Annotated in this window: 14 protein-coding genes, 1 tRNA gene and 1 pseudogene; 7 read left to right on the top strand and 9 right to left on the bottom strand. The window is 72.3% G+C overall.

The annotated features are described in order from the left end of the window. Positions 1 to 286: 286 nt before the first annotated feature. The 4 genes from ACIGFK_RS41700 (at position 287) to ACIGFK_RS41715 (ending at position 4,587) form a co-directional block, all read left to right on the top strand. Positions 287 to 1,411: an LLM class flavin-dependent oxidoreductase gene (locus tag ACIGFK_RS41700; protein WP_400056057.1), complete on the top strand. Its 1,125-nt coding sequence runs from the start codon at positions 287 to 289 to the stop codon at positions 1,409 to 1,411. Positions 1,412 to 1,665: 254 nt separating this feature from the next. Further along, on the top strand, positions 1,666 to 3,363 hold the full coding sequence (locus ACIGFK_RS41705; RefSeq protein ID WP_376655658.1) for a glycosyl hydrolase family 18 protein: 1,698 nt from the start codon (positions 1,666 to 1,668) through the stop codon (positions 3,361 to 3,363). Positions 3,364 to 3,518: 155 nt separating this feature from the next. After that, positions 3,519 to 4,367, top strand: coding sequence for a helix-turn-helix transcriptional regulator (locus ACIGFK_RS41710; protein WP_386467864.1), 849 nt, complete (start codon positions 3,519 to 3,521; stop codon positions 4,365 to 4,367). Further along, a complete protein-coding gene (locus ACIGFK_RS41715) occupies positions 4,327 to 4,587 on the top strand; it encodes a DUF397 domain-containing protein (RefSeq protein WP_400056059.1) in 261 nt (86 codons plus the stop codon). The genes ACIGFK_RS41710 and ACIGFK_RS41715 overlap by 41 nt, the downstream gene beginning before the upstream one ends. Positions 4,588 to 4,602: 15 nt before the next feature. Here the strand turns inward: ACIGFK_RS41715 and ACIGFK_RS41720 are convergent, their stop codons facing one another. Both ACIGFK_RS41720 and ACIGFK_RS41725 read right to left on the bottom strand, forming a co-directional pair. Continuing rightward, positions 4,603 to 5,169 (bottom strand): ALF repeat-containing protein, encoded by a 567-nt coding sequence (locus ACIGFK_RS41720; protein WP_400056060.1) that lies wholly within the window; start codon positions 5,167 to 5,169, stop codon positions 4,603 to 4,605. Between the two features lie 135 nt (positions 5,170 to 5,304). Continuing rightward, positions 5,305 to 7,191, bottom strand: a complete 1,887-nt coding sequence (locus ACIGFK_RS41725; protein WP_400056062.1) for a putative bifunctional diguanylate cyclase/phosphodiesterase — start codon at positions 7,189 to 7,191, stop codon at positions 5,305 to 5,307. 346 nt (positions 7,192 to 7,537) lie between these two features. On the opposite strand from ACIGFK_RS41725, the gene ACIGFK_RS41730 reads away from it, so the two are divergent. Next, entirely contained in the window at positions 7,538 to 8,773 is a 1,236-nt protein-coding gene (locus ACIGFK_RS41730; RefSeq protein ID WP_376655663.1) for a M6 family metalloprotease domain-containing protein, read from the top strand. A 72-nt stretch (positions 8,774 to 8,845) separates the two neighbouring features. On the opposite strand, the gene ACIGFK_RS41735 is transcribed toward ACIGFK_RS41730, so the two are convergent. The 4 genes and pseudogenes from ACIGFK_RS41735 to ACIGFK_RS41750 all read right to left on the bottom strand — a co-directional run bounded on the left by ACIGFK_RS41735 (position 8,846) and on the right by ACIGFK_RS41750 (position 10,710). Then, positions 8,846 to 8,919, bottom strand: a tRNA-Lys gene (locus ACIGFK_RS41735). Continuing rightward, positions 8,910 to 9,492: pseudogene (locus tag ACIGFK_RS41740) on the bottom strand (bifunctional DNA primase/polymerase). Before ACIGFK_RS41740 ends, ACIGFK_RS41735 begins: the two are co-directional and overlap by 10 nt. 213 nt (positions 9,493 to 9,705) lie before the next feature. Then, a complete protein-coding gene (locus tag ACIGFK_RS41745) occupies positions 9,706 to 10,047 on the bottom strand; it encodes a hypothetical protein (protein WP_376655664.1) in 342 nt (113 codons plus the stop codon). Positions 10,048 to 10,140: 93 nt separating this feature from the next. After that, the gene (locus ACIGFK_RS41750) at positions 10,141 to 10,710 is read right to left on the bottom strand and encodes an NADPH-dependent FMN reductase (protein ID WP_376655665.1); all 570 of its coding nucleotides are present in this window, start codon (positions 10,708 to 10,710) and stop codon (positions 10,141 to 10,143) included. Between the two features lie 121 nt (positions 10,711 to 10,831). Here ACIGFK_RS41750 and ACIGFK_RS41755 point away from each other — a divergent pair, with 121 nt between their 5' ends. After that, positions 10,832 to 11,317, top strand: a complete 486-nt coding sequence (locus ACIGFK_RS41755; RefSeq protein ID WP_376655666.1) for a MarR family winged helix-turn-helix transcriptional regulator — start codon at positions 10,832 to 10,834, stop codon at positions 11,315 to 11,317. 19 nt (positions 11,318 to 11,336) lie between these two features. Here ACIGFK_RS41755 and ACIGFK_RS41760 read toward each other — a convergent pair whose 3' ends face one another. Genes ACIGFK_RS41760 through ACIGFK_RS41770 form a run of 3 tightly spaced genes read right to left on the bottom strand, consistent with a single transcriptional unit; the run spans position 11,337 to position 15,372 of the window. Further along, complete coding sequence (locus ACIGFK_RS41760; RefSeq protein ID WP_400056064.1) at positions 11,337 to 12,671, bottom strand: AAA domain-containing protein; 1,335 nt, start codon at positions 12,669 to 12,671, stop codon at positions 11,337 to 11,339. Continuing rightward, entirely contained in the window at positions 12,668 to 14,239 is a 1,572-nt protein-coding gene (locus ACIGFK_RS41765; protein ID WP_376655668.1) for a hypothetical protein, read from the bottom strand. The genes ACIGFK_RS41760 and ACIGFK_RS41765 overlap by 4 nt, the downstream gene beginning before the upstream one ends. Beyond that, entirely contained in the window at positions 14,227 to 15,372 is a 1,146-nt protein-coding gene (locus ACIGFK_RS41770; protein WP_386467857.1) for a hypothetical protein, read from the bottom strand. The genes ACIGFK_RS41765 and ACIGFK_RS41770 overlap by 13 nt, the downstream gene beginning before the upstream one ends. 165 nt (positions 15,373 to 15,537) lie before the next feature. Between ACIGFK_RS41770 and ACIGFK_RS41775 the strand changes: the two genes are divergently transcribed. Next, complete coding sequence (locus tag ACIGFK_RS41775) at positions 15,538 to 16,134, top strand: histidine phosphatase family protein (RefSeq protein WP_376655670.1); 597 nt, start codon at positions 15,538 to 15,540, stop codon at positions 16,132 to 16,134. The last annotated feature ends 255 nt before the right edge of the window (positions 16,135 to 16,389 follow it).

Raw genomic sequence — 16,389 nt, forward strand, 5'->3', positions numbered from 1 at the left:
CGCGCAGTGCGTACTGCACCGAGTGGAACGGCGCGGTCGGCTCGGGCTTCAGCGCCACGGTTTCCCCCTACCAGGTTGTTACCGCTTGCTCTACCGCGATAGCCATCAAGAGGCCCATGTGGAGCGCCTGTTGAGGAGATTGATGGCTCAATCGCGCCTCCTCGCCTGTGGCTACTCCGCTGGCATATGCCAACGTCATGAGCATCGTCCTCGGCGCCGGGAATGCCCGGCCGCCGCCCACGGTTCGAACTCCTCGTACGGACGAGGACGCGGGACGGGAGAGACGATGAACGACACCGGGGACGCACCGCGGCACGGCGGCGGGCGCGGAGCGGGGGATGCCGTCCGCGGCACCGCCCCGGGCAGTGCGCCCGTGCCCCTCTCCGTCCTGGACCTCGTCACCGTCGGGGCCGGCCGCACCGCCCACGAGGCGCTGCGCACCAGCGTGGCCCTCTCCCGGCTCGCCGAGTCGCGCGGCTACCACCGCCACTGGGTCGCCGAGCACCACTCCATGCCCGGGGTCGCCAGCTCCTCCCCGGCCGTGATCCTGGCCCACCTGGCCGCGCACACCTCCCGGATCCGCCTCGGCTCGGGCGGGGTCATGCTGCCCAACCACGCCCCGCTCGCCGTCGCCGAGCAGTTCGGCACCCTGGAGGCGCTCGCCCCGGGCCGGATCGACCTCGGGCTCGGCCGCGCCCCCGGCACCGACGGGCGCACGGCCGCCGCCCTGCGCGGGCCGGGCCGGCTCGACGAAGCCGCGGACGAGTTCCCGCGGCGGCTCGCGGAGCTGACCCGCTTCCTCGACGACGACTTCCCGGACGGGCACCCGTACGCCCGCGTGCACGCCGTGCCGGGGCCGGTCCAGGGCCCCACGGGGCGGCCGCCGCTGTGGCTGCTCGGCTCCTCCGGCTTCAGTGCCCGCCTCGCCGGGGAGCTCGGCCTGCCGTTCGCGTACGCCCACCACTTCTCGGCGGCAGGCACCCTGCCCGCGCTCGACCTTTACCGGCAGAGCTTCCGCCCCTCGGCCGCACTGGACGCCCCGTACGCCGTCATCGGCGTGGCGGCGCTCGCCGCCGACACCGACGCGCAGGCCCGCGCCCAGGTGCTGACGGGCGCGCTGTCGATGCTGCGGCTGCGCAGCGGGCGGCCCGGTCTGATCCCGACGCCCGAGGAGGCGGCGGCGTACGCGTTCACCCCGCTGGAGCGGGAGTTCGTGGACGGCTGGCTGGCGAACGTGGTCCACGGCACCGCCGAGGAGGTCCGGGCCGGCCTCGACGGCCTGGTGAAGCGGACGGGTGCGGACGAGCTGATGCTGACCGCCAACGCCCACGGCGGGGAGGCCCGGTTGCGTTCGTACGAGCTCGTCGCAGATGCGTACGGGATGGAGCCGCAGGGTCCCACCGCTGGTTGACCGTATGCGAACGGGGTTCGGCTGGTTTGTTGCCGAAACCTTGCGGGAGTGTGCCTGAAGAGAGCCTTAAACCGCTCGTCACCCGGGGTGACGGGCGGTTTTTGACGCGTTCTCAGGTCTCTGACCAAGGGATTTGTGCGGGGAGTGGTCTAGTCCTTCTTTGGTCCAAACCATTGACTCGGGTGTCCGGCGATCGCTATCACTTCTCACACCTGATCTGCCGCGTTCCCCTCCCACCCCCACGGAGCGAGTTCATGCACATCCGTAAACCCCTCGTCGCGGCCGCCGCCACGGTCGCGCTCGCCGCCGGATCGCTGGCGGCCTTCGCGGGACTCGGTGGCGCCGCACAGGCCGCCGACGCCGCCACCGTGAGCAGCGGCGGCGTGAAGATCGCCTACTACGACCAGTGGAGCGTGTACGGGAACGCCTTCTATCCCAAGCACCTCGACACGCGCGGCATAGCGGGCAAGCTGGATGTCATCAACTACTCCTTCGGGAACATCCACCCCACCAACCTCACCTGTTTCGAGGCGAACAAGGCGGCGGGCGACGACAACAACCCCAACGCCGGTGACGGCGCGGGCGACTCGTACGCCGACTACCAGAAGTCCTTCAGCGCCGCGGACAGCGTCAGCGGTGTCGCCGACAAGTGGGACCAGCCGATCGTCGGCGTCTTCAACCAGTTCAAGCAGCTGAAGGCCAAGTATCCCCACCTGAAGATCAACATCTCGATCGGCGGCTGGACGTACTCGAAGTACTTCAGCGACGCGGCGAAGACCGACGCCTCCCGCAAGAAGCTCGTCTCCTCCTGCATCGACCAGTACATCAAGGGCAACCTGCCGGTCGAGGGCGGTTACGGCGGCGCCGGCAGCGCGGCCGGGATCTTCGACGGCATCGACATCGACTGGGAGTACCCGGGCTCGTCGGGCGGCCACCTCGGCAACCACTACGCCCCCGAGGACAAGCAGAACTTCACGCTCCTGCTCAAGGAGTTCCGCGAGCAGCTCGACGCCTACGGCGCGGCCAACGGCGGCAAGAAGTACCTCCTGACCTCGGCCCTCCCGGCCGGCCAGGACAAGATCAAGAACATCGAGACGGACAAGATCGGCGCGTACCTCGACTACGCGAACATCATGACCTACGACATGCACGGCGCATGGGACGGCGACGGGCCGACGTACCACCAGTCCCCGCTGTACTCCGGCGCGAACGACCCGACCGACCCGATCGCCCCCGGCACGCAGAAGTACAGCATCGACAACGCCATCGACTCCTGGATCGACGGCAACCCCGCCTACGGCATCACGGGCGGCTTCCCCGCCAACAAGCTGACCCTGGGCTACGAGTTCTACTACCGCGGCTGGAAGGGCGTGCCGGCCGGCGCCGCCAACGGCCTCGCCCAGCCCGCCACCGGCGCCTCGGCCGCCCGGCCCACCAGCCAGCAGGCGGGCATCGCGAACTACAAGGAGCTCGGCGGCATCGTCGACAACGCCGCGACCACCTTCTGGGACGACCAGGCCAAGGCCTCGTACTTCTACAAGGACGGCGAGTGGTTCACGGGCCTCAACCAGAGGTCCGTCCAGGCCCGGGTCGACTACGGCAAGAGCCGCGGCCTGGCCGGCGCGATGATGTACTCCCTGCTCGGCCTGGACGACAACACCACCCTGCTGAACCAGATCTCGGACGCCCTCGGCGGAGCCACCCAGCCGCCGGTCACCACCCCGCCGACCACGACTCCGCCCACCACCACGCCTCCGACCACGACCCCGCCGACCACCACGCCGCCGTCCGGCTGCGGTTCGACCCCGGCGTACGTCGCGGGCACGGTCTACACGGGTGGCCAGGAGGTCTCGTACAACGGGCGCAAGTACAAGGCCCAGTGGTGGACGCAGAACGAGACGCCGGGCACCACCGGTGAATGGGGTGTCTGGAAGGACCTCGGCGCCTGCTGATCTCCCCCCACCCCGCGCCGAGCGGCACGCCGCCCCGTCCCCTCTCCGGGGGCGGGGCGGAGGTGTGTCACATGGTTGCCGGATTCCGGACACCGCGCCGTGTCGGCGTCGCTACGCTCGGCCATACGCTCAGTTCCGCTTGGGGGTGCCGTCTCATGGTCCAGGCCCGCGATATCGATCCCAGCGCCTCACCGCTGGACTACTACAGCTACGAGCTGCGGCGGCTGAGGGAGGAAGCGGGGCTGAAACAGGCCCAGCTGGGCGCGATCATCTTCTGTACCGGTTCGCTGATCGGGATGATCGAGAACGGGAAGAGGGTCCCGACGCGGGACTTCTCGGAGAGGGTGGACGCGGCCCTCGGTACGGATGGGCACTTCTCCCGGCTGGTGGGGCTGGTCCTGCGGAGTGCGTTGCCGACGTGGTTCCAGGCGTACGCGGAGATGGAGGCCCGGGCGGCGTTCATCTCCACGTTCCAGGCGCAGGTGGTCTACGGGCTGTTGCAGACGGAGGCGTATGCGAAGGCCCTCGTGAGCGTTGAGTTTCCCGATCGGGCCGACGAGATCGCGGCGGCGCGAATGGAGCGTCAGCGCATCCTGATGAGGGAGGAGCCTCCGGTGCTGCTGGTGGTGCTCGACGAGGCGCTGCTGCACCGGAACGTCGGCGGCCGGGAGGTCATGCGCGATCAGCTGGCCCACTTGTTGAGCTTTGCCGACAGGCCATGGGTGCAGCTTCAGGTGATGCCCTTCTCGGCTGGTGAACACACCGGGATGACGGGCTCGTTCACCCTCCTCCGCTTCGACGGCGACCCGGATCTCTTCTACACGGAGAGCTATGACTCGGGCCGTATGACGGCCGATCCGAAAGTGATCAAGGAACGGTCCGTCGGATACGCTCGCTTGCAAGCCGAAGCCCTGTCGCCGGCGGCCTCGGCCCTTCTGATCGCGCGGGTAATGGAGGAACGGTATGGGCACCAATCTGGACCTGACGGCCTTGCCGTGGCGTAAGTCGTCCTACAGCAGCACCAACGGCGGTGAATGCGTCGAGTGCGCCCCCCTCGGCGGCGCCGCATGGCGCAAGGCTTCGTACAGCGGCGGGACCGGCGGCGACTGTGTCGAGGTCGCCGCCCAGCCCTGCCAGGTCGCCGTCCGGGACTCCAAGAACCCTGACGGCCCCGCCTTCTCAGTGACTCCGGAGGCCTTCGCGGCCTTCATCCGGAGCCTCTGAGCGGGCAGGCCCGGTTCAGACCTGGTACTGGCCGACCGTCACGAAGTACCGGAGGTCCTCCGGGCTGCCGTCCAGTGCCTTGTTGGCCGCTGCGCGCAGGGCGTCGCTGATGCCGGGGCGGCCCAGGATGCGCAGGGTGGTGACGCGGTCGTCCTCGGCCTGGGCCAGCCGCAGGCCGGTCGCCAGGAACGCGGCGCGGTCGGCGGCGGTGCCGTCGAGGGCCTTGTTCGCCTCGCGGACCACGGCCCTGCCCGGCTTGCCCCCCAGGATCCGGAGGATGGCGACCGCGTTGTCCTCGTCCCGGGCCTTCGCGAGGCCCGTGGTCAGGAAGGTGACGCGGTCCTGCGGGGTGCCCGAAAGCGCCGCGTTGGCCTCGCGGATCACTCCCTTGCCGCAGGCGCGGTCGGTCAGCAGCTTGACGATGGTGAAGGCGTTGTCCGTGTCCTTGGCGGCGACCTTGGCCGTCGCCCCGCACACCGGCGTGGTGGCCGGGGCCGTGGCGGCGAAGGACGGGGTGGAGAGCAGCAGGGCCGGAGCCAGGGCGGCGGCGGTCAGGGCGAGCGCGACGCGGCGCGTGTTCATGGAGGTTCCCCCTCGGTCGAGCGATTCGCCGTGGTCTGACGGCGAATGGGTCGGCTTCAGGCTAAACCCGATGATCATTAATGACCGACAGATTCCGTTTCGTTTTGTTTTGTTACGGGAGGGGCGGGAGTTGCCTCAGACCAGGGGGTGCGGGGCGGGCCCGTCCTGCTCGGCCGAAGCAGCGGCGGCAGCCGCCTCGGAGGCCTGGCGGCCGATCATGCGGGCGATCGCATCCGGCGGGACCGCGCGCGAGTACAGCCAGCCCTGGCCCGTGTCGCAGCCGACGCGCCGCAGCCGGGCCGCCTGGCCGGCGGTCTCCACGCATTCCGCGGTGACGGTGAGGCCGAGCCGGTGCGCGAGCTGGACCAGGGCCTCGACGATGGTCTCGTCGGCCGGGTTCGGGTGGGTGCCCTCCTCGTAGCGGAAGCCGCGTACGAAGGAGCCGTCCAGCTTCAGGACCGAGACCGGCAGCCGGCTGAGGTAGGCGAGGTTGGAGTACCCGGTGCCGAAGTCGTCGATGGCGATGCGGACGCCCATGTCGCTGAGGGCCTGGAGGGCCTGGAGCGGCCGGCCCGCCGAGCCCATCACCGCGGACTCGGTCAGCTCCAGCTGGAGCAGCTGCGGTGCCAGACCGGTCTCGGCGAGGATCTCCGCGACGTCGCCCACCAGGTCGGAGTCCCATACCTGGCGCACCGCGACGTTGACCGAGACGAAGACCGGTGCGTCGCTGGGCTGCTCGATCTGCCACCGCCGCGCCTGCCGGCAGGCCGTGCGCAGCACCCACCGGCCCAACTGGACGATGGAACCGTCCTCTTCGGCGATCCCGATGAACCGATTCGGCGTCAGCGTGCCGAACTGCGGATGGTTCCAGCGCACCAGGGCCTCGACGCCCCGCAGTGCGCCGCTCTCCAGGTCCACCAGCGGCTGGTACTCCAGCGCGAACTCCCCGCGCTCCACGGCCGGCCGCAGGGTGGAGGAGAGCGCCTGCCTGGTCATGCGGTGCGCGTTGCGCTCCGGGTCGAAGAGGGTCCAGCGGGCCTTGCCGTCCGCCTTGGCCCAGTACAGGGTCGTGTCGGCGGCCTGCATCAGACCGGTCGCCGAGGTCCCGGCCGTGGCCCGTTCCACCACCCCGATGGACGCGGAGACCGACAGCCGCTGCCCGGCCAGGTCGAACGGCTCCTGCACGGCGGCCAGTACGCTCCGCGCCAGGTCGGCGAGCTGCTCGGTGCCGGTGGAGTCCTCCACGAGCAGGGCGAACTCGTCGCCCCCGAGCCGCGCCACGAGGTGGCCGCCCGTACGCCCGTATCCGGACTGGTCGGCGCACTGGGTCAGCCGGGCGGCGACGGCGGTCAGCAGCCGGTCGCCGACGCGGTGGCCGAGGGTGTCGTTGACGGCCTTGAAGCCGTCGAGGTCCAGGTAGCAGAGCCCGATCCGGCCGGTGCCGCCTCCGTACTCGTACGAGGAGGCCTCCAGGGCGGCGGAGAGCCGCTCGAAGAACAGGGCCCGGTTGGGCAGCCGGGTGACGGGGTCGTGCATCTGGAGGTGGCGCAGCCGGGCCTGGAGGTCGCGCCGGTCGCTGATGTCGGCGACGGACAGCAGGACGTCGCCGGTCCCGGGTACGGGCCCCAGGGTGACCTCGGTCCACAAGGAGTGCCCGTCGGGGTGCTTGAGGCGCCGGGTGCAGCGCAGCCGGGCCTGCCGCCCGCGGAGCACCTCCTGGTACGCGGCCCAGGTGCGGGCCTCCGCGGCCAGGTCGACCAGGTCGGCGGCGCACCGGTGGGCGAGTTCGTGCGGCTCGGCGCCGAGCAGGCCGGCGAAGGCCTGGTTGGCGGTGACGACGTAGCCGTCGCGGTCGACGACGGCCATGGGCAGGTGGGCCGCGTTGAAGGCGGCCCGGTAGTCGCGCCGTTCGGCCTCGGCGCGGGCCGCGCTTGCCGTCGCCGGCACGACGGGGTGACGCTCCGTGACGGCCGAGCGGATGCTGTCGGCCGCCGAACCGGTTCCTTCTGGGGTTCCGCTCACCGTTGGCTCCCGCAATGCGTGTGGGTGTCCGTGCAGGAAAGTGTGCCGATCATAGAGGCAGCCGGGAGGCCCTATCCAGCGGCGTCGCCGTGCGGCGGGCGGCGGTTCGGCGTGATGACGAATCGTTGGCCAAAGGTGGGGCGATCGTTTCTGCGCGGCTGTGAGCATGACGGGGCCGCTGCTGATCTCACGTGATCGGTCGTGACGTTCTGTAGTACCTGCGTGAAGTCCGGGGGTCACCGGCTTGCCGTACCGCTCACTCGTGTGGGGCAGCGGAACAAGGCATTAGTAAGACAATCGCCTCAAGGTGGGACGAGAGGGTAGGAATCCACCACCGGAGGTCGATGTGCCGCGACAGCAGACACCCGGGGGAGTGGACCGCTCCCGCCTGCGAAGTGCAGCCGCGGCGCTCACTTCGCTGTCGGCGCTCGCCGCCATGTCGCTCGTCGCCGGTCCCGCGGTCGCCGACTCCGGGGCCGGACCCTGCGCGCTGACCCGTACCGCGGCCCACCACTCCCTCGGCCTGGACTCCTGGAACGGCGCCTACCCCAAGCCCGAACGCACCCTGAACGCGGTCATGGTCTTCCTCTCGTTCCCCGACCACCGCACCGCCCTCACGCCGTCGCAGATCACCGCCGACTACTTCCCCGCCACCGGCAACTTCTTCGAGCAGGCCTCGTACGGCCGCTTCCACCTGGTCCCGCACCCGCAGAAGAGCTGGATCCGGATGCCGAAACCGTCCACGGCGTACGGGATAAGGCGCGACTGGGCTCCCGGGGACCGGGCGGCCTACCTGCGCGACGCGGTCGCCGCCGCCGACGCCGAGGTGGACTTCTCCCGGTACGACGTCGTCTACTTCGTCGCCGACCCGGAGGCGCCCGGAGTCGACTCCGACGCCACGAAGGTCGTCAACTTCGAGCAGCCGATCGTCGCGGACGGCACGGAGCTGCGGCGGATCGTCACCGTCTTCGAACGCCACCCGCCCGACCGCAACGTCCTGGCGCACGAGACCGGCCACGTCTTCGACCTGCCCGACCTCTACCACCGGCCCACCGACGGCAAGGGCGACTGGGACACGTACGTCGGCGACTGGGACGTCATGGGCAGCCAGTTCGGCATGGCCCCCGACCTCTTCGCCTGGAACAAGTGGAAGCTGGGCTGGCTGGACGCCTCCCAGGTGGACTGTGTGCAGTCGGGCTCCTCGCTGCACACCCTGCAGCCGCTGTCCCAGGCCCCGCCCAGCGGCGGCACCGGCGGGACCCGGCTCGCGGTGATCCGTACGGGCCCCGGCAGCGCGATCGCCATCGAGGCGCGGGGCTCCGCCGGCAACGACGGCAACACCTGCACGGAAGGCGTCCTCGTCTACCGCGTGCGCAACGAGGCCTCGTCGGGCGGCGGACCGATCGAGGTGCTGGACGGGCATCCGCGCACGGAGGCCTGCTGGGAGCACTCGGTGTACCCCCCGCTCGCCGATGCCCCGCTGGAGGTGGGCGAGACGTACACGGTGCCGGGGGAGCGGATCAGGATCGAGGTCGCGGACCGCACGCAGTCGGGCGCGTACACGGTGAAGATCACCACCTAGCGCGCCGCCCGGCAGGCGTCCGGGAAACGAAGAAGACCCCCACTCCGAGGAGTGGGGGTCTTCTTCCGTCTGTGCGCCGCCAGGGACTCGAACCCCGGACCCGCTGATTAAGAGTCAGCTGCTCTAACCAACTGAGCTAGCGGCGCTTGCTGACGTCGTAGACATTACCAGGAGGTTCCGCGGAACTAAAAATCGATATCCGCAGCTCGGGCCGCGCGGACGAAAGCCCACAGGAGGGCGTCGGGTCCGGGGAGCCAGGGGGAGCGGGAATCGGGGGCCACCAGCCAGCGCGAAGGGCCCGGCTCGGCGGCCAGCGGGGGCACGGTGACGGCGTCGCCCCGGCCGTGGCACAGCGGCGCCGGGACGGTACGGGAACCTCCCCACTCCTCCCACGCCAGCAGCGCGGGCAGCCGGTGGGCCGTGCCGGGCGAGGCGAACAGCAGCATCCGCCCCCGGTGTACGGCGACCGGGCCGCAGCCGGGCCCCTCGGCCCAGAGCAGGTCCAGGATCCGGCGCCCGGCCACGAGCGGCACGTTGACGACGTCGAAGGCCACCCCGCACGGCAGCGCGGCGGGTGAAGCGGGCCGCGCCTGCCACGCCGCGAGGGTCAGCCCCGGATGCGCACTGGCTGATGCGAGCCAGTGCGCGCCCTGCGGGGTGACGTGGGTGGCGGGCGCGGTACGTACGTCCACTTCGAATGCGGGGCAGCCGGGAGTCATGCGCCAGGTCTACCCGGTGTGACGTACCGCTCTCCAGGAGTTACCGAAAACGAGGACAGGGTGGGGCGTGCTGGGGTATGTTGCGCCCCGCATATGCCAGTCCGCTGCGCTCGGCGGTGCGGGTGCTCGGAGCCGGCCGCGGCGCCGTTGCCGGGGCTCCGCCCCGGACCCCGCTCCTCACGCGCCGGAGGGGCTGGTTGTGCTCCGGCGTTGCTACGGGGTGTCCGTGCCGTGCTGGAGGGACTCGCCGAATTCGATCATCTTGAGGGCGTAGTCCTCGGTCCACTCCGCCCGCTCGGCGATGGCCGCCGGAGACATCCGGTCGAACCGCCGCGGATCGGCCAGCTGCGCCGCGGCCACCGCCTGGAACTCCACCGCACGCTCCTGCGCGGCCCGGAACGCCAGAGTCAGCTCCGTCGCACGGGCGAGCAGCTCCCGGGGGTCCTCTATCGACTCCAGGTCGAAGAAGTGCTCCGGATCCGCCACGACCTCAGACGGTTCGAAGAGCAGCGGTGCGGGCCGCAGCCTCCGCTCGGTCCGCTCGGGCTCTGCCATGCGTGTCCTCCTGCTGCGCGTGCGAATGCTTTCCGGGCCACCGTCCATTGTCCAACGGCCCGCAAGGGCGCACGAAGGGCCCGCGCGCGCCGGTCAGGCGGACACGGCCTCGGAGGCCCGCTGCGCGGCCAGCAGCGCCACGTCGTCCAGCACGCCGGCCAGCTCGCCCGCGAGGCCCTCGGGGGCCTGGAACCCGTCCGGCCCGATCAGTGCCGGGATGCGCGGGACCGCCACGGAGCGCTCGGCGGGAACCATGCCCACCTGGGTGAGCACCGGCAGCAGCATCTGGGCTGCCGGGACGCCGCCCGTGGGGCCGGCGCTGTAGCTGACGATGCCGACCGGCTTGCCCTTCCACTCGTTGTAGAGGAAGTCGACGGCGTTCTTGAAGGGGGCGGTGAAGCCGCCGTTGTACATCGGCAGCACGAAGAGGAGGGCGTCCGCCGACTCGATCAGCGCGCTCCAGTCCTTGGTGTGCTGGTGGGCGTAGTTGCCGCTGGAGGCGTACTCGGGCTCGTCCAGGAAGGGCAGTGCGATCTCGGCGAGGTCGACGGGGGTGACCTCGAAGTCGCCCCGGCTGCGGGCCTGCTCGGCGACCCACTGGGCGAGCGGGCGGCCGGAGGAGGTCGGGCGGGTGGCTGCGGAGATGACGTGGAGACGGGTCACGGCGTGGAACTCCCGGTCGGTCGATGCAGATGGTTGTTGACGTGTCACCTATAAAAGCCGGGGATTGGTGACATGTCAACCAGGTAGGTGATGTGTCACCGATCTGACTAGAGTGCGGAACATGACCCCCGCATCCGAGCCGCCGCGCTGGCTCACGGAGCCCGAGCAGGACGCCTGGTACGCCTGGCGCCGGATGTTCCCGCTGGTCAACGCGGAGATCGCACGGGATCTCAGCCAGGACAGCGCCCTCTCCGAGGCGGACTACGACGTCCTGTCCGTGCTCGGCGCCAAGGACGGCCACCGCATGCGCATCAGCAGACTGGCCGAAATGATGCACTGGTCGCGCAGCCGGCTGTCCCATCAACTCACCCGGATGGAGCACCGCGGCATCGTGCGCCGCGAAGACGTCGCAGCCGACGGCCGGGGCGCGGAGGTGGTCCTCACGGAGGCCGGCGTCGAGACGATCGAGGCGGCGGCCCCGCTCCACGTCGAGTCCGTGCGCCGCCACCTGATCGACGTCCTGACCCCGCAGCAGCTCGCCGTCCTCGCCGAGGTGGGCGAGACCCTCCGCATCCGCCTCGGCGCCGAACGCAAGCCGTCCCGGTAGCAGCAGGCCGGCGGACGGCCTACGGCCGCCAGCTCACCCGGTGTTCCGCCAGGTGCGCCAGGACCGAGTGGTTGGCCTCCCAGCCGTCCGGGAACTTGACCGTCACCCCCAGCTGCACCGGCTCCGTCGACGGATGGTCGTCCAGGAGCTTCGCTATGCCCGCGCGGGCCACCACCACGCACGCGTGGCGGTGGCGGGAGGCCAGCACGCACAGGCGGCCCGTCTCCAGGTGGAAGGCCGTGGCGTCCGGGCGGCCCGACAGGGGGTGGAGGACCACCGTGAGGTCGTACTCGCGGCCCTGCAGGCGGTTCGCGGTGTCCACCGTGACGCCCGTGACGCCGAGGGCGGACAGGGCGGCGCGGACCGCGGCCGCCTGGTCGCGGTGGGCGGTGCCCACGGCGATCCGGTCGGCGGTGAGGGGCGTGGGGTCCGGGGACTGCTCGTCGGTGGTCACCGTCCCGCGGTCCAGCGCCCGCCGGACCACCAGGGCCACCGCCGCCACCGCCTCCGGGTCCGTGCGAGGGGTGTGCCGGGCGGGCAGTTCCAGCAGCCCCCAGCCCGACTCCGCGGCCTCGTCCAGCACCCGGTCCGGTCCGGAGCCGTCCGAGGGGACCCCGTACGACATCCGCCGCTCGCCCGGGCCGGTACCGCTGCGGAACCGGGTGTACGGGTAGAAGGCGCGGGAGACCAGCGGCGCCGCCGACGCCGGGAGCCGCCAGGACACCGGGAGCCGGTGCTGCGGCAGCCCCGGGTTGTGGGCGAGGAGGGTCGACACCGCCGACGCCGAGGGGTCGTAGGAGAGCCCCGCCCACTGCTCGGCGCCGACCACGCTGAAGGGGTCCAACTGCCCCGGGTCGCCCACGAACAGCGCCCGCTCGAACAGGCCCGCCACCGCCAGCAGCGCGGCGGAGCGCATCTGGTACGCCTCGTCGACGATCGCGTGCTCCCACGGCTCCGTGTCCTTGACGTAGGCCCACTTCGCCGCCGTGGAGATGGTGATGGGGAGTTCGGCCAGATCGCCGGGCTTGGCCGAGAGGGTCACCGAGGGGAGGTCGCGCAGCGCGGGGTCGTAGGCGTCCCCGTCGCTGCTGTGCAGCCGGCCGACCTTCAGCCCCGGATCCTTGTCGGCGAGCCGCAGCACCAGGTCGTCGACCTGGGCGTTGGTCTGCGCCACGACCATCAGCCGGCGCCCGGCAGCGGCCAGCTCCCGGGCCGCCCGGACCACCAGCGTGGACTTGCCGGCCCCGGGCGGGGAGTCGACGACCACGCCCCGCTCGGCCCCGTGCAGGGTGTCGCGCAGGATGGCGGCGGTCGCCTCGGCGGCCGCGGCCCCCGGGTCGAAGGTCGCGGTCACAGCAGGTCCTCGTCGGTCACGGAGTCGGGCAGGGCGGGGGCGGTCAGGTGTCCCGGCGGGCCACCGTGCGTCCACGGGGTGTTCTCCGGAGCCGGCAGCCTCGGGCCGCCGCGCGCGTCGTGCTCGAAGAGCGTCCAGCACACCCGGTCGCCCTTCTCCGGCACCGTCCCCGGTTCCGGATCCCTGCCGCGGCCCATCTTGTCGAGCAGCCGCAGCACGACCCGGCCCTCGGACTCGTACCGCACGAACTGCGCCGACTGCGGCCGCCCGTCCAGCGAGCGGAACACCTTCCCGCCGCCCCCGTCCGCGAGCCCCGGCCGGTCCTCGGTGGCCACCGTCACCAGCGGACGCGGGCTCGGCCGCTTCGAGTCCGTCCACTCCATCACCACTTCGGTGACCTCACCGGCGAAGGCCTCGCCCGCGAGCCGCCGGCCCGCCATGACGAGGGGGTCGTCCAGCGACTCCTGCGCGTCGAGCCGCGCCTGCTCCGTCTCCCGCGTGGCCAGCTTCTGAGCCGCCGTCACCGCGTCGTCGCGGCGCGGCTGCGGCGGCTCGCCCGCCCGTACGCGGTCCCGGTGGCCCGTATACGACCAGCGGTCGCGGGTCCAGCGCTCCTCGGTCCGCTCGCCGGGCGGCAGGGTGCGGACCAGGTCCAGGGCCTGCCACACCGCGTCCCAGGTGGGCCGAAGCTGCGCGGCCACCAGGGCCCGTACGCCCTCCTCGGCGCGGGCCACCGCCCGCGCGTCGCAGGGCTCCGCCGTGCGCGCCGCGTCGTAGCGGGCCATCGCCGGGGCGAGCAGCTTGTTGTCGAAGGCCGGGTCGGTCGCCGGACCGGCGGGCGGGACCAGCAGCTGGCCGTCGCGGTCCCGGGCCAGCTCGGCCCGCTCCGCCGCCCGGGCGCCGGACTCGCCCTCCGGGGGCGCTATCCAGGCCAGGAGGGCCGCCAGGTGCTGGTCCTCCAGGCTGCTCTGGCCCGTCGCCCAGTGCCGGGACAGCAGCTCGGTCGCCGACAGCAGCATCGAGGAGCCGGGCACGCGCGAGCGCTCGGCGAGGTGCGTGAACCAGCGGCCCAGCAGCGGCACCCGGGCCGGGGCCGGATACGGGTTCTCCGGATCCTCCTCGGCCGTGCGCCGGAAACGCATCGACCGCCCCAGCAGCCGGACGTACTCGATGCCCGCCCGGCTCGGCACGATCAGCTGCGGCGCGTCCAGGCACAGCTCGGCCTCGACCTTCGACCGCTTCCCCGTCTCGGGGTCGGTCTCGCTGCGCTCGACGAGCTCCACGGCGTCCGCGTAGGCGTCGATGTGGTCCAGTACCTGCACGGCCAGGTCCGCGAGGAACGCCCAGCGCAGGTCGCGGTCGCGCGGCTGCGGTATCACGAAGACGCGCGGCTCGTGCCGGTCGGTGCCGATCATCGCGCCCAGCGGGGCACCGGCCTCACCGGCCGTCGTCAGCGGCACGAAGACCAGGGGGTTCTCGCTCAGGTGCCGGTGCCGCACGGTCGCGAGCGGCTGGGCGCGGCCCGCGCGTACGGCCTCCAGCCGGGCCAGGGTGTTCAGCAGGGGCATGCGGCGGCCTCCTCGGCCGAGCGCAGCGCCTCGGCGCGCAGCCGGGCGGCGTGGTGCAGGGCATCGGCCGTGGGATCACCCGCGGGGCCCGCCCCCGCGGCCGCCGCGAGGGCCGCCTCGACGGTGGTCAGCGCGCCCAGCTCACCCCGTACGGAACGGCCCAGCGCGGTCACCTCGTCGGCGGCGCGGGCCCGCTCCCGGCAGTGGAAGGCCAGCTCGCAGGCGGCCAGGCACTCGGGGGCGTAGGACGCGTCCACCGCGGCCACGGCCTCGGCGAGCTCCTCGGCGGTGCGCGCCGGGTCGAAGCTGAGGCCCGCGGGGAGGGCCGCGGCCAGATCCTCGACCCGGGTCAGCCGTTCCAGCTGGCGGCGGGTCACGGAGCGTTCGCGGCGGACGTCGACGGCGGAGGCGGTGGGCAGGTTGGAGAAGTCCTTCGGGCAGACCAGCAGCACGGTGTGCCCGACCTCGGCGCCGGCCAGCTTCCCGGCGGTCTTCTCCAGGGCGAGCACGTACACGGCGGCCTGGCGGGCGGCGGCGCCCACCTTCGCGGCGTCCGCGGAGCCGTCGATCATCGGGAACGACTTGATCTCCACGACGGTCCAGCGGCCGTCGGGATGGACGACGACGGCATCGGGCTCCAGGTAGGCGGGGGAGCCCGCCACCTCCAGGGCCAGCATCGGGTGGTCCAGCAGCGTCCAGGCCTTCGCACCGGTCGCCTCGCGCAGGGCGAGCGCGGTCCGGGCGGCGCGGCCCTCGGGGCCGGCAGCGGCCAGATCGGGCACGAGGGCGTCCCGGCCGGGCGGTTCGGCACCCGCGCCGAGGTGCTCGTGCACCAGCCGCAGCAGCTCGGCGCCGCCGTCGCCCTTGACCTTGGCCTCGAAGGAGTTGCCGCGCACGATGGCGAACTGCGACTGCCCGAACGCGGCGGGCGAGCCGAGGGCCGAGGCGAGGGCGGTCTTGTCCACGCCGGCGCCGTCGAGCAGGGCGCGTCTGCCGCAGCCGGGGTTGGCGGCGAGCGCGGCCAGCGCCCGGGCGTCGAGCGGGCGCGGGGGCACGGCGGGGCCGCGCAGACCGGCGAGCCGCTGCCGCAGCGTGGTCGGCTGCGCAGGGCTGCTGGGCGGGTAAGAGCTCACCCGCGGAAGTGTCCCATCCGCCACTGACAATCGCGGGCTTCGTCCGGAAATCGATGCGGGGGCGAGTGGGCTCACCGGCCGTTCACGTGTTGGATGATGTACCGACGATGGAATCGTTCGAATAGCCGCATATCTGCACAGAATCGCACGCACGGGAGAACTCACATGGCCCCCCGCATCCTGCTGGCCCGTCACGGCCAGACGGCGTGGTCCAAGCTCGGCAAGCACACCGGACGCACGGACGTACCGATGCTGGAGGAGGGCCGGCAGGGCGCGAAGCTGCTCGGCGAGCGACTGGCCCGCGCCCCGTGGAACGGCCTGCCGGGCGTGGAGGTCCGCACGAGCCCGCTGGTCCGCGCGAGCGAGAGTTGCGACCTGGCCGGGTTCGGCGCGCAGGCCGATCCGTGGGACGCGCTCATGGAGTGGGACTACGGCGACTACGAGGGCATGACCCCGGCCGAGATCCAGGCGGTCCGGCCCGGCTGGCTGATCTGGCGCGACGGCGTCCCGAACGGGGAGTCGGTCGCGGACGTGGGCGCGCGGGCGGACGAGGTGGTCGCCTGGGCGCGTTCGGCGGAGCGGGACGTCCTGGTCTTCGCGCACGGCCACATCCTGCGGACGCTGGCCGCGCGGTGGCTCGGCTACGAGGTCTCCTTCGGCGCGCGGATCCGGCTGGAGCCGACGTCGCTGTCGGTCCTGGGCTGGGCGTACGGAGCGCCCGCGCTGGAGCGCTGGAACGACACGGGCCACCTGGACGCGTGACGCTGCCCCGGATCCGGACCCGGCCCCGCGCCTCAATCGCCGGCGGGGCTGGGTTTCCCCCGGGTTCCGCCCTTGCGCGGGGCGGCTGCGCTGCCGGGGCTCCGCCCCGGACCCCGCGCCTCAATCGCCGGCGGGGCTGGGTTTTGCCCGGGTTCCGCCCTTGCGCGGGGCGGCTGCGCTGCCGGGGCTCCGCCCCGGACCCCGCGCCTCAATCGCCGGCGGGGCTGGGTTTTGCCCGGGCGGGGTTCTGACCCT

It is taken from the genome of Streptomyces sp. NPDC085524, from assembly GCF_044541755.1.
Classification (GTDB): domain Bacteria; phylum Actinomycetota; class Actinomycetes; order Streptomycetales; family Streptomycetaceae; genus Streptomyces.